This is a genomic window from Sphingomonas sp. SP6, assembly GCF_058313435.1.
In genome coordinates this window covers 172217-184719 of record NZ_JBZFLG010000003.1, presented here as the reverse complement: position 1 = coordinate 184719, position 12503 = coordinate 172217, and the positions used below count along the sequence as shown (strand labels likewise).

The 12503-nt window shown below is 71.8% G+C and carries 15 protein-coding genes; 1 reads left to right on the top strand and 14 read right to left on the bottom strand.

What is annotated here, in order from left to right; genetic code table 11:
* Nucleotides 1–2: 2 nt before the first annotated feature.
* From AC4GYY_RS11045 to AC4GYY_RS11015, 7 genes are all read right to left on the bottom strand, one after another.
* Nucleotides 3–284, bottom strand: a complete 282-nt coding sequence (locus tag AC4GYY_RS11045) for a flagellar biosynthetic protein FliQ (protein ID WP_491121196.1) — start codon at nt 282–284, stop codon at nt 3–5.
* A 93-nt stretch (nt 285–377) separates the two neighbouring features.
* Nucleotides 378–1202, bottom strand: coding sequence for a flagellar type III secretion system pore protein FliP (gene fliP / locus AC4GYY_RS11040; protein WP_491121195.1), 825 nt, complete (start codon nt 1200–1202; stop codon nt 378–380).
* 68 nt (nt 1203–1270) lie between these two features.
* The gene (locus AC4GYY_RS11035) at nt 1271–1534 is read right to left on the bottom strand and encodes a flagellar biosynthetic protein FliO (protein ID WP_491120561.1); all 264 of its coding nucleotides are present in this window, start codon (nt 1532–1534) and stop codon (nt 1271–1273) included.
* Between the two features lie 12 nt (nt 1535–1546).
* Nucleotides 1547–1837, bottom strand: coding sequence for a flagellar motor switch protein FliN (fliN, locus tag AC4GYY_RS11030; protein ID WP_491120559.1), 291 nt, complete (start codon nt 1835–1837; stop codon nt 1547–1549).
* Complete coding sequence (locus AC4GYY_RS11025; protein ID WP_491120557.1) at nt 1834–2784, bottom strand: flagellar motor switch protein FliM; 951 nt, start codon at nt 2782–2784, stop codon at nt 1834–1836. The genes fliN and AC4GYY_RS11025 overlap by 4 nt, the downstream gene beginning before the upstream one ends.
* A gap of 6 nt (nt 2785–2790) precedes the next feature.
* Nucleotides 2791–3426: a flagellar basal body-associated FliL family protein gene (locus AC4GYY_RS11020; protein ID WP_491120555.1), complete on the bottom strand. Its 636-nt coding sequence runs from the start codon at nt 3424–3426 to the stop codon at nt 2791–2793.
* A gap of 15 nt (nt 3427–3441) precedes the next feature.
* Entirely contained in the window at nt 3442–4080 is a 639-nt protein-coding gene (locus AC4GYY_RS11015; RefSeq protein WP_491120553.1) for a flagellar hook-length control protein FliK, read from the bottom strand.
* A gap of 322 nt (nt 4081–4402) precedes the next feature.
* On the opposite strand from AC4GYY_RS11015, the gene AC4GYY_RS11010 reads away from it, so the two are divergent.
* Nucleotides 4403–4531, top strand: coding sequence for a hypothetical protein (locus tag AC4GYY_RS11010; RefSeq protein ID WP_491120552.1), 129 nt, complete (start codon nt 4403–4405; stop codon nt 4529–4531).
* A gap of 1145 nt (nt 4532–5676) precedes the next feature.
* Here the strand turns inward: AC4GYY_RS11010 and AC4GYY_RS11005 are convergent.
* The 7 genes from AC4GYY_RS11005 to AC4GYY_RS10975 are packed head-to-tail and all read right to left on the bottom strand — an operon-like array spanning nt 5677 to nt 12456.
* On the bottom strand, nt 5677–6105 hold the full coding sequence (locus AC4GYY_RS11005) for a hypothetical protein (RefSeq protein WP_491120550.1): 429 nt from the start codon (nt 6103–6105) through the stop codon (nt 5677–5679).
* On the bottom strand, nt 6098–7417 hold the full coding sequence (locus AC4GYY_RS11000; RefSeq protein WP_491120549.1) for a FliI/YscN family ATPase: 1320 nt from the start codon (nt 7415–7417) through the stop codon (nt 6098–6100). The genes AC4GYY_RS11005 and AC4GYY_RS11000 overlap by 8 nt, the downstream gene beginning before the upstream one ends.
* Complete coding sequence (locus AC4GYY_RS10995) at nt 7411–8136, bottom strand: FliH/SctL family protein (RefSeq protein WP_491120547.1); 726 nt, start codon at nt 8134–8136, stop codon at nt 7411–7413. The genes AC4GYY_RS11000 and AC4GYY_RS10995 overlap by 7 nt, the downstream gene beginning before the upstream one ends.
* 25 nt (nt 8137–8161) lie before the next feature.
* Complete coding sequence (gene fliG, locus AC4GYY_RS10990; RefSeq protein ID WP_491120545.1) at nt 8162–9169, bottom strand: flagellar motor switch protein FliG; 1008 nt, start codon at nt 9167–9169, stop codon at nt 8162–8164.
* The gene (gene fliF / locus AC4GYY_RS10985; RefSeq protein ID WP_491120543.1) at nt 9166–10857 is read right to left on the bottom strand and encodes a flagellar basal-body MS-ring/collar protein FliF; all 1692 of its coding nucleotides are present in this window, start codon (nt 10855–10857) and stop codon (nt 9166–9168) included. The genes fliG and fliF overlap by 4 nt, the downstream gene beginning before the upstream one ends.
* Before the next feature lies 1 nt (nt 10858).
* Entirely contained in the window at nt 10859–11212 is a 354-nt protein-coding gene (fliE, locus tag AC4GYY_RS10980; protein WP_491120542.1) for a flagellar hook-basal body complex protein FliE, read from the bottom strand.
* Nucleotides 11209–12456 carry a sigma-54 interaction domain-containing protein gene (locus AC4GYY_RS10975; protein WP_491120541.1) on the bottom strand — a complete coding sequence of 416 codons (1248 nt, stop codon included), beginning with the start codon at nt 12454–12456 and terminating at the stop codon, nt 11209–11211. Before AC4GYY_RS10975 ends, fliE begins: the two co-directional genes overlap by 4 nt.
* Nucleotides 12457–12503 lie beyond the last annotated feature (47 nt).

Sequence of the window (12503 nt, the reverse complement as noted above, 5' to 3'; positions counted from 1 at the left end):
GATTAGTGGACGAGGTCCGGGATGCGCGCGAAGATGTCGACGGTGAAGTCGCTCAGCAGCCCCAGGATCATGCTGCCGAACACCAGCACCGACACCGCGACCACGATGAGCTTGGGGACGAACGACAGCGTCGCCTCGTTGATCGAGGTCGCGGCCTGGACCATGCCGAGGATGAGGCCCGACAGCAGCGCCGGAATCAGGATCGGCGCGGCGGCGAGCGCCAGCACCCACATCGTCTGGTTGGCGACGGTGAGGAAGTAATCGGCGTCGACGAGGGGATGCATCATCAGTCCGTTCGTGGCGAGCGAAGTCGAGGCACCGTCTTCCGCCTGCCCTTCGACTTCGCTCGGGACGAACGGGCAGGCGGGTGTGCGTGGTCAGGTCGCGAACGAATTCGCCAGGCTGCCCATCGTCAGCGCCCAGCCGTCGACGAGGACGAACAGCAAGAGCTTGAACGGGAGCGAGATGATCGTCGGCGACAGCATCATCATGCCCAGCGCGGTCAGGACCGTCGCGACCACGAGATCGATCACGAGGAAGGGCAGGAAGACGAGGAAGCCGATCTGGAACGCGGTCTTGAGCTCGCTGGTGACGTACGCCGGGAGCAGCACCGAATAGGGAATGTCGTCGGGCTTTGCGTAGGGGCCGCTCTTGGCCATCGACGCGAACATCGTGAGGTCCTTGACCCGCGTCTGCTTGGCCATGAAGGCATGGAGCGGCGCCCCGCCGGCCTTGATCATGTCGGTGCCCGCCAGTCGTCCGGCGGCATATGGCTGGATCGCGGTCTGATTGATCTGGGTGACGACGGGCGCCATCACGAAAAAGCTGAGGAACAGCGAGAGCCCGATCAGCACCTGGTTGGGCGGGGTCTGCTGGAGGCCGAGCGCCTGGCGCAGGATCGACAGCACGATGATGATCCGGGTGAAGCTGGTCATCATCAGCAGGATGCCCGGCAGGATCGTCAGCAGGCCCATGATGATGAGCACTTGCAGGCTGAGCGACAGCGAGCCGTTGCCGGGCGACCCCGGCGCGTTCGCGGCGCCGTTCGCGAGTTGGCCGATCGCGCGGTCCACCGCGTCGCCGACGCCGGGCGCCGCGGGCGCCGCGGGGGCCGCCGGGGCGGTCTGGGCGAGCGCGGGCATGGCGAGCAGGACGGCGAGGGCGAGCGCCAGCAGGATCAGCGCGATCTTCAGGACCGGCATCGTCGGCGCGCGGCGCTCGCTCGCGGCCTCGCGGATCAGCGCGACGCCGCCTCCGGTGCGGGTGACGCTCATGCCGAGGGGCTCTCGACCTTGTCGATCAGCGCGACTCCGCCGCGCCCGACCGAGACCAGCAACCGCCGCCCCTCGAAGTCGAGCACCGCGAGGCGCAGACCCGGGGAGATCATCATCGTCTCCTTGACCGCGATCAGCCGCGTCGTCGCCTTGCCCGGCATCCGGCTCTCGACCCGCCGCCAGAGGTAGAGCGAGCCGATCATCAGCCCGCAGACGAGCGGGAGCAGGATCACCAGCTTGAGGACGTAGGTCCACATCATGTCGGAATCGCCTCAGCCGCGCTTGTCGGGGTTGACCAGCTCGGTCATCTTGACGCCGAAGCGGTCGCCGACGGTCACCACCTCGCCCCGGCCGATCAGGGTGCCGTTGACGAAGACGTCGAGCAGCTCGTTCGCCTGGCGGTCGAGCTCGATCACGCTCGACTCGCCGAGCGCGAGGAGTTCGCGCAAGCTCAGCTGGGTCGAGCCGATCTCGACGGTCAGCTTGACGTCGACGTCCTGGAGCAGCCGGAAATTGGCGGCGACGGCGGAGTCCACCGGGAAGTCGCCGGTCATGGCGTTCATGGATTCTGTCCTTCGAGCGAGGCGAGAGAGGTGAGGCGGATCGCGGCATGGCCGTTCGAGGTGCCGACCGTGCCGTTGCCGAGGCGGTCGTCGCCGACCATCACCGGGACTACCTCGTTGAAGCTGATCGGGATGACGTCGCCGGGCTTCAGGTTGATGAGGAGCGACAGCGGCACGATCGGCTCGGCGAGGACCGAGCGGACGCAGAAGCGCACGTCCATCGCCGCGCGGGTCAGCCCATTGCGCCACGCCGCGTCGGGCTCGGCCGCCTTGGCGACGACCTTGCCGGTCAGTGCCTGGCCGTGCAGGCGCATCGCCGAGACCGGATAGCAGAGATCAAGAAACACCGGCTTGGCGGTCCCCTGCGCGATGCCGAAGCGGGTGACGATCACCGCGTCGTCGCCGTCGACGCCGCCGAGCAGCGCCGGGTTGGCCTCGGGATGCCCGGCGGCGAAGGCGATCCGTGCCAGCGGCTCCCAGGCCGCGGCGAGCTGCTCGGCGATCGAGCGGCCGAGCCGCGCCACGAGCGCGGAGGCGGCGGGCGAGAACTCGCGCGGCAGCTCGTGCGGGGCCGCGCCCAGGCCGCCGAAGAACAGGTCGAGCAGCTCGAGCACGAAGCGGCCGTCCATCACCAGCAGCGCCGCGCCGTCGCCGGGCGTCATCGCCAGCGGCAGCCACGCCGACAGCGTGTCGGGGCGCTCGGCGCGATAGTCGGCGAAGCGCTGGACGACCAGCGGCTCGGCCCAGGTGCGGACCTCGGCGCGCAGGATCGGCTCGAACACCCCCTTCAGGCTCCGCGCGAGCCGGGCGGAGAGATGCTGGACGCTGTGGAGATCGCCGAACGGGTTGAGCTTGGCGGCGCCCAGCATTCCCGGGCGCGCCTCGACGTCGCTGCGATTGCGCTCGCGGCGGTCGGACGAGTTCGGGGTGGCGGAGCCGTTAACCATGCCTGCTCACTGAACGACGAAATTGGTAAAGTAGACGTTACTGACCCCGCCGAATCCTTCCTTCTGCTCGAGCGTCGCGTTGATCGCCTTGGCGAGACGCTGCTGGAGCTGCTGCTTGCCCTGGCTCGAGAAGACCTGCTCCTCGCTGGTGTCGCCGAGCGTCATCAGGATCGCCGAGCGGACCGCGATGTCATTGGTCTTGAGGTTGTCGATGACGGTGTCGTCGTAGGGCGTGGAGACGGCGATCCCGACCTGGACCATGTGGACCGAATCCTGGAGGTTGGAGGTGAAATCCTTTTCCATCGCATAGTAATTGGAAGCGTAGCGTTCGCCGCCGCCGCCCGCGGGCGGGGCCTTGCCCTCGTGGCCGGCGGCGCTCGCCTCGCCGTGGCCCTCGCCCCCGCTTCCTTCCGCGCCGGCTTCCTTCGGGCGCTTCTGCTCGCTCTTGGGCACGAGTTTGGGCTTGCCGTCGTCGACCGGGGCGCCGTGCCCGCCGCCGATCATCCCCGAACTGGCGGCGTATAGCCCGGCACCGACTCCGCCGCCGAGCAGCGCGGCGACGCCGACGCCCAGGATCAGGATTTTTTTCAGGCCGCCCTTCTTCTTGGGGGTGGCGGCGTCTTCGGGTTTGGGATCGCTCATGTCGGGTCCTTCGGGCTAGGCGATGCGGTCGTCGGCGGAGCCGGGCTCGGCCGCCGTGCGAGCGGACGGCGGCGCGGCAGCGGGGCGGCGGGGGGTCTGGTGCGCGGCGGACTGCTGCCCGCCGCCGCCGGACCCCGGTCCGCCATCCACCTGCGCGTCGCCGAGCCGCAGCCCGCGCTGCTCGGCCAGTTCGGCGAGCTTGGGCGCGGCCTCGGCGAGCAGGGCGCGGGTCTGCGGCTGTTCGGCGGCGAGATGGACATGAGTGACCTCGCCGTCCTGCCTGAGCGAGACGTCGATCGCGCCGAGCGCATCCGGGATCACGCGGATCGTCGTCGAAGCCGCGTCGGCGGCGTCGCGCAGCGCTTCGATCCGCGCGATCATCGCGGCGGGCCAATTGTGCCGGGCCATGTCGACCGGCGGCGGCGGCGAGGCGGGCGCGACGACGGCGGCGGTCGCGGCGAGCGCGGCCGCGGTCGTCAGCATCGGAGCGCCGAGCTCGGCGGTCGCGGCCATGCGCGGCGCGGCGGTGCGCGGCGTCGACGCCGGGCGGCCGACGAGCCGGGAGGCGGTGTCGAGCGGAGCGGTTCCGGGCGGCGCTGGCGCCGAGGCGCGCGCGGGGACCCTCGGCGCTTCGGCCCGGGCGGGCGCGGCCACGACATGCGGCGGTGCGGGGACCGGACGGGCGCTCGGGAGGGTCGCCGCGGTGCCGGCCGGCGGCGAGACGACCTGCGGGGTCGGCGCGACCGAATGCGCCCTGGCGGTCGGTTGCGCGATGTGCGCGACGTCGGCAGCTCGCGGAGGCGCCGGCTGCGGCGAAGGCGAGGGCGGTCGAGCCGCCTGGGTCAGGGGAGCCGCCGTGGATGGGCTCGGGATTGCGGGGGCGGCGGCGACTTCGAGCGCGAGCGCGACGCGATCGGGGGCAGCGACGCTCGACTGCGAGGATGAGGTCGAGCGCGCCCGAGGCGCCGCCGTGAGGATGCGTACGCCCAAGATCGGCTGTGCGCTGGCGGGCCGCGGGTCCGTCGGCGCCATCAAGGCGATTGGGCTGGAGACCGAATCGACGGCAGGAACCGCCGCCGGCGCGGGCGAGCGCGGACTCGCCTGAACCGTGGCCGGCGCGCCGACCGGCGACCGGACCTGTTCGGGAGCGCGATCGTTTGGGAACGGGTCGACCGGTCCGCGCGGCGTCGCGGCCACGGCGCGGTGGGCGGGCGTGTCGGATTGCGAAGTCGGCGCGTTCGGTTCGGGTGCACCCGTACGCGGCCGATCGGTGAGACGCGCGCGGCCGGTGGACGGCGCGACGCTGGTCATCGATGGGGTCGTCCCGTGGGTCGGCGCGGGCCGTGTGATGGGCCGGTCGGACCTGATCGGCGAAGCGTCTCCGAGAGCGTTGGGTGCCGCGCGGTCCGGGACCGAAGCCGCCACGGGCGAAAGGGTCGGTTCGGATCCCATCCGGAACCGCACCGCCGGGGTCGAGGCCGCGACGGAGGGCGGTGCGGTCATGATCGTCGGCGTGGTGCTGCCGGTCCGCTCCCCACGCATGGCTTGGACGGCGGACGCCGACGCCGGGCGGAGCGGAGCGGCGGTGGGCGGCTCTGCGTCGCTGCGGGACAGAGTGGGGACGGGCTGGGCGGCGCGTTCGTGATGGGCAAGCGGCGGGAGCGCGTTGCTCGACACCGGGAGTGGATCGGCCGGTCCCGAAGAGGGCGCGGCCACGCGGTCGGGGGTTCGAGCCTCCGGAGGGATCGAGCGCTCGCCGCCGGCTGGCGCTTCGGCCCGTGCGGTCGAGCCAATCGCGAGCGTCGCCGTCGCCGCCGCGTCGGCGTCGGCTTGCTCGGTCTCGCTCTTCGGTTCGTCGTCGCGCGTGGCGGGGCGGGGCCGGGTGACCGGCGCCGGGTCGGCCTCCGGCCGAAGGCGCGGATCGATCGTCGGCTCGGTTCGCTCGACTCCGGTGCCCCGCAGGCCCGGCCGGCGGGTGCGATCGGACGCGCCCGCGGACTCGGCGAACGGATCGGAGACGGCCGCCGGCTCCGCGTCCGCAACCGGGACGTGCGGCGGCAACGAGGGGACGTCGCCCGGCAAGCCCGGCAGGATCCTGCCGGGTTTGCCGCCGACCGCGCCGAACATCGCAGCGAAGCCGCCGGTCTCCGGCGGCGTCGCCGACATCGGCGTCGCCGGCCCGAGCGGGAGCGGCGGAGTAGGGGCGATCGAAAGCGTCAAATCGGAACTCGCGACTGGTCGCGGGCGAGATCAGCAAGGATCGTGCCGGACTTTCCCCAAGCTCGGTCGAAGCGCCGGCGCGTCCTCGAGCGCGCGAACCGCCTTGAGCAGATTGGCGGCGTCGGCCCGGGCGATCAGCTTCTCGACCGCCGTCCGATCCCGGTGCGCGTCCTCGCGGGCGGTACGCGCCGCCTCGGCTTGGCGCGTGGCGGTGACGACCCGCGCCTCCGCGGCGTGCGCGCTCTGGTGGAGGCGCTCGCGGTAGTGCGCGGCGGCGGCGAGCGACACGCCCGGTGTTGCGTTCGGGGTCGGCGAGACGGCGCGGGCGAGATCGGCGATGCGCCCCGCGAGCGCGGCTTCGCTGGCGAGGCTCTCCGCCGCCCGCATCTCCCCCGCCTGCGCGAGCCCGAGCTGGAGCGAGCGGACGCGGTGGATGCGGGCGAGTTGCTTCCTATCCATCGCCGAAGACGCCGGTCAGCTCGGCGACGGCGTCGTCGAGCGAGACGGTCGCGTCCGCGTCCTGGCGGATGTATTCGAGGATCGCGGGATGGTAGGCGATGGCGGCGTCGATCGCCGGGTCCGCGCCCGTTCGATACGCGCCCATCAGCACGAGGTCGCGGTTCTGCTCGTAGGTCGACAGGTGTCGGCGCAGCACCCGCGCCGCCTTCGACTGCGCGGGCGGAACGATGTCGGTCATCACCCGGCTGACCGAGGGACTGAGGTCGATCGCGGGATAGACGCCGTTCTCCGCCAGCCGGCGCGACAGGACGATATGGCCGTCCAGGATCGAGCGGGCCGAATCGACCACGGGATCGTTGCCGTCGTCGCCGTCCGCCAGCACGGTGTAGATCGCGGTGATCGCACCCCCGCTCGAAACGTCTACGCCGGCGCGCTCGATCAGGTTGGGGAGCATCGCGATGGCCGAGGGCGGGTAGCCGCGCGCCGAGGCGGGCTCGCCGAGCGCGAGGCCGATCTCGCGACCCGCGTGCGCGACGCGGGTGAGCGAATCCATGATCAGGAGGACGTTCTTGCCCCCCGCCCGGAAGCCCTCGGCGATCGCGGTCGCCCGGAGCGCGCCGCGGATGCGGAGGACGGGGGAATGATTGGCGGGGACCGCGACCACGACGGAGCGCGCGCGCGCGGCGCCTGCGACCTTGGTCTCGAGGAAGTCGGCGACCTCTCTGGAGCGCTCACCGATCAGCCCGATTACGATCACGTCGGCCTTGGCGGCGCGGACCATCATGCCCAGCAGCACCGACTTGCCCACGCCCGAGCCCGCCATGATGCCGACGCGCTGGCCCTGGCCGATCGTCAGCAATCCGTTGATCGCACGGACGCCGACGTCGAGCGGCGCGCGGACGCGCCCGCGATCGAGCGGCGACTGGAGCTTGCCGGCGAGCGGCCAGGTTCCGGCGCCGCGGATCGGGCCGAGCCCGTCGATCGGCTTGCCCGCGCCGTCGACGACGCGGCCCAGCAGCGCCGCGCCGACCTCCGCCTCGCCGGGCGCGCCGGTCGGGCGGACCGGGGCCTGGGGCAGGAGAGGGGCGGGACCGCCCAGGTTCATGAGGAGAGTGCGGCCGCCCCGAAAGCCGATCACCTCCGCCTCGACCTGCTCTCCGATGCGGCACACGGTGCCGACGGGGAGGCTGAGCCCGATCGCCTCCATGAGGAGGCCGTCGTACGAGGCGAGCCGGCCCGATACCTTCGGCTTCGGCGCGAAGTCGCAGGCGGCGAGCGTCTCGAGATAGTCGTGGGTGAAGCGGTTCAGCATCCCTTGGGCACCGGCAGCCGGTCGATCGTCTGGCCGAGCTGTTCGAGCCACAATGCCGGCCCGTCCTCGACGATGGTCGACGACGCCTCCAGCACGAAGCTGCCGCGCGCGACGTTCGCGTCGCCGATCGGGAAGATCGAGCGCGGCAGCCGCCCTTCGAGTAGCGCCACGTCGTCCGGATGGACGCGGAGCATCGCCGATTCGCTCGCGTCGGCGAGCAGGTCGGCCGCGGCCTCGACGCGGCCGATCAGCATGTCGGCGGAGACGCCGATTTCGCCGACCAGCTTGCCGACCAGCAGCAGCACCGTCTCGCGCAATCGCGCGGCGATCGCCTCGCGGTCGACGCGGTCGCCGGCCTGGAGCTGATCGAGCAGCCCGCCGAGCAGCGCCTTGTCGCGCTCCGCCGCTTCGTCCACCGCGGCGCGCGCGGCGGCGAGCCCTTCCGCATAGCCCTCGGCGCGCGCGGCCTGGACGGGATCGAGCGCGGGGGGATCGTCGGCGGCGCGCAGCGGGTTCCAGCCCTCGGTGGGGTTGGTCGCGCGATCGGCGGGCGAGAAATGCCTGGGGCCAGGTTCCGGCGTGCGCGCGGCGTCGATCCGCGCGAGCAGGTCGGCGGGCGCGAACCCTTTCGGCCGCGCCGAGAAGGCGTGCCGCAGGGCGACCGACGCGGCGTCGTGGCGCGCGGCGAAGCCGGCGACGAAGCCGTCGGCAGGGGTCATCGGCTCGCCGTCGAGCCGTCCCCGGTCAAACATAATCGTCCTCGCCCCCGCCCATCTGGATGGTGCCGTCCTTGGCGAGATTGCGCGCCACCTGGATCATGACCTTCTGCGCTTCGAGCACTTCGGTCAGCTTCATCGGCCCGCGCGCCTCCATGTCGTCCCGGATGCCGTCGGCGGCGCGGGCGGACATGCAGCCGAGGAAGCGGCCACGCGCCTTTTCGTCGACGCCCTTGAGCGCGCGCGTCAGGATGTCGGTGTCGACGTTGCGGATCAGCGTGCCGAGGTTCTTGTCGTCCATCTCGAGCAGGTTGTCGAAGACGAACATCGACTCCTCGATCTGCTTCGCGGTCTCGCGGTCGATCTTAAACAGCTTGGGCATGACGCGCTGCTCGGTCGCCTTGCGCGCGCCTTGCAGGATCTTGGCCGCCTCGCGGGTGCCGCCGAGCTGGAGCGACTGGCTCGAGCCGCCGCCCTTCGCGGCGCGGCCCGCGAGCATCGTGCGCAGCGTATCGAGCGCCTCGGGCGAGACTGGACCGAGCTTGGCGATGCGGTGGAGGATATCGGGCTGAACCGCCTCGGGGAGCAGCTCGAGCACCTGGCCGCCGACGCTCGCATCGAGCTGGGCGATCAGGACCGCGGCGATCTGCGGGTGTTCGCCCTCGATCATCTGGGCGATGTCGGCGGCGTCCAGCCAGTCGAGCAGGTCGATCCCGCATGCGGCCTCGGCCGGGATGATCCGCTGGAGCACGCTCGCCGCCTTCTCCTGGCCGAGCGCGCGGGTCATCACCGCCTCCACCCGCGGTCGCGGATCGAACGCGATGCCCGAGCGGTCGCGTGCGCGCCCGACGAAATCGTCGAGCACGGTCTCGACCTCCGCCTCGCTGACGTCGGCGACCTTGAACATGGCGGAGCCGAGATGGCGGACTTCCTCGGGCTCCAGCTTCTGGAGGATGGCGGCGGCTTCGTCCTCGCCGACCAGCATCATCAGGACGGCGGCGCGCTCGACGCCGGTGAAGGTGCGCAGCTCGGTCACCCGCGGTCCCCCGCGGCGATCATGTCGCGGACCGCGAGCGCGGCGCGCGCGGGATTGTCGCGGGTGAAGCCGCGCACCGCCGCGACGCGGCCCTCGTAGCTGCGGGTCGCCTCGATCTGGTCGAGGCTGACGGGCGGAGTGGTCGCGATCCCGTCGGGGCCGACCACCGGCGCGTTGACCGCGGCGCCGTCGGCCGAGCCGATCGGCAGCCCGCCTGCGCCGGCCTCCTCGCGCTTCGCCATCAGCCCCTTGGCGATCGGGCGGACGCCCAGCAGCAGCACCAGCAGCGCGATCACGACCGCGGTCAGGTTGCGCGCGAGCAGCGGCAGCCAGCTGTTGTCGTACCATTTGGGTCCGGCGTCGGCCGCGGCGGTGTCGGCGAACTTCTTGGAGATGACCGTGACGTTGTCGTTGCGTGCCGGATCGAAGCCGACCGCGCCCTTCACCAGATCGCTGATCTGGCCGATCTCCATCGTCGTCCGACGGGTCTTCTCGGGATCGCGCAGGAGCACCGCGACGCTCAGCCGCTTGATCGAGCCGGGCGCGGCGCGGGTGACCGAGACCTCGCGGCCGAGGTCGTAGGCGCGCTGATACTGGTCCGACTGCTTCTGCGGATCGGGGGCCGGAGCGCCCGCCTGCGGCTGCGGGGTCGATCCGCTCGCGCCGACCGCCGGGGTCGGCTGCTGAAGGGTCGAGGCGGCGGGGGGCGTGTTGCTGAGCGCACCCGGAATGCCGCCCGGCGTCTGGCTCGGCGCCTGGTTGCCGGTCCATTGCCCGGTCTCGGCGCGCAGCGCGCCCTGCTTGTCGTAGCTCTCGCGGGTCGCGCTGGTCTCGTCGAGGTTGACCTCGGCCTGGACCTCGGCGGTGAAATTGCCCGCGCCGACCAGCGGGGTCAGCAGCTGGACCACTTGCTGGCGGTACTTGTCCTCGAGCCGGCGCTGGAAGTCGATGCGCTCGCTGGTGGCGGCGTCGGCGGGATTGCCGCTCTTCGAGAGCAGCGCGCCCATCTGATCGACCACGGTGACCGCATCGGGTTTCATCCCCGGCACCGACGACGCGACGAGATTGACGATCGAGGCGACCTGGGCATCGCTGAGCGAGCGGCCGCCCTGGAGCTTGATGACGACCGACGCCGACGGCGCGGCGTTGTCGCGGACGAAGACGCTCGCCTCGGGCATGGCGAGGTGGACGCGCGCCTCGGCGACCGCGTCGATCTCCTCGACCGAACGGGCGAGCTCGGTCTCGCGCGCCTGGCGCAGGCGTTCGCCTTCCACCGCGCGGCTGACGCCCATCGGCAATTGGTCGAGGATGGCGTAGCCGCCCGGGGCGGCCTTGGGCAGGCCCTGTCCGGCGAGCAGCATCCGCGCCTTCGAATAATCCTCGTCGGCGACGGTCAGCGCGCCGGTTGAATCGTCGACGTGACTGGTGATGTTGGCGGTGGTGAGCGCGCCGGTCACCGCGGCCTTGTCCGCGTCGGTCAGGCCCTGGAACAGCGTCTTCTGCGGCGGGGTCGCCAGCGCCGACCAGGCCAGCGCCGCGCCGCCGAGCAAGGTCACGATCAAGGCCATCGGCCCCGCGCGGCGGACCGCGGGTTGCGCGAGCACGCCCTGGATCTGCTTGAGCGGATTCGCGAACCGCTCGGGGATCGCGGGCAGGGTCGAGGAAGCGGGGGTCAAAGCGTTCGCCATGTCAGACCGGCATGCTCATGATGTCCTTGTACGCGGACAGGATCTTGTTGCGGACCTGGAGCGTCGCCTCGAAGCCGACCGACGCCTCCTGGCGGGCGAGCATCACCTTCGCGATGTCGATGGTGTCGCCGCGCTCGTAGCTTTCCGACAGCGCCGACGCCTTCTGCTGGCCGTCGTTGACGGTCTTGAGCGCGGTCTCCAGCGTGTCGCCGAAGCTCGCCGCCGGCGCCGCGCCTCCCGTGGGGGCGGACCCGCCGGTGGCGTTCGCCTTGGCGAGCGCCTGGTTGCGCTCGAGGATCTGCGCGCGCAACTGCATCACGCGGTCGATCCCGCCGACCCCTCCGATCGCGCTCATGCGCTAGCCGCCTTCACGATGTCGTCCCCTTGCTCGCGAGCCTTCGCGAGCCGGTAACGCAAGGTCCGTTCCGAAATGCCGAGCCGCTTCGCGGTTTCGATGCGCGAGCCGCCGCACGCCTTCAGCGTCTCGCGGATCGCGGCGAATTCGGAGAGCTGAACGACCTCGCCCAGCGTCGTCGCGCCGTCGTTGGCGGCGCGGGGCATGGAGGGACGATCGAAGACGATGTGCGACGCCTCGATCGTGTCGCCGCCGCAGAACAGGAGCGCGCGCTGGATGACGTTCTCCAGCTCGCGGACGTTGCCGGGCCAGTCATGATCGCAGAGCTTGTCGATCGCCTGGCCGCTCGGCCACGGCACGACCGCGCGAGTGCCCGAGTGGCGCAGGATCATCGTCGCGGCGAGCGCGGGGATGTCGCCGGCGCGCTCGGCCAGCGCCTTGCTGGTCAGCGGGAAGACCGAAAGACGGTAATAGAGGTCGGCGCGGAACCGTCCGGCGGCGACTTCGACCTGAAGATCCCGGTTCGCGCAGGCGACGACGCGGACGTCGACCGGGATCGGCTGGGTCGCGCCGATCGGGACGACTTCGCGTTCCTGCAGGACGCGCAGCAGCTTCGCCTGCAGATTGAGCGGCAGCTCGGCGATCTCGTCGAGCAGGATCGTGCCCCCCTGCGCGGCGCGGAAGAAGCCTTCCCCCGACGCCGAGGCGCCGGTGAAGCTGCCCTTGGCGTGGCCGAACAGCATCGCCTCAAGCATCGTCTCGGGCAGTGCGGCGCAGTTGAGCGCGACGAACGGGCCGTCCTTGCGCGGCGAATTGGCGTGGATGGTCCGCGCCAGCACCTCCTTGCCGGTGCCGGTCGGGCCGTTGATGAGCACGGTGATGTCGGCTTCCGCGACCCGCTCGGCGAGCGCGAACAGCGCCAGGCTCTCGGGGTCGGCGGCGGTGGGGAGGTCCGCGCCGCCGATCAGCGCGCGGGCGAAGGCGTCGCCGACGGCCGCGTCGGCAGGGCCGTAGGCGATCCGCGCCGGCGCGCCGTCGCGGCTCGGACGAACGTCGCGACCCTCGGTCCCGATCACCACCGTTCGCGCCGGGACGGGGCAGGCCTCGCTCTCGCCAACGAGATAAGCGACCCCGGCCTGCGCGCGGCCGGTCGGCAACTGCACCTCGAACCCTTGCGCACGCAGCGACGAGATCAGCGCGATACGGCTCGCCGCGATGGACGCGGTGGGAACGATGGCTCGCATTCTTGGAAGACCCCCGGTGTTGACCGGCGTCTGATGCGGGGAAAAAG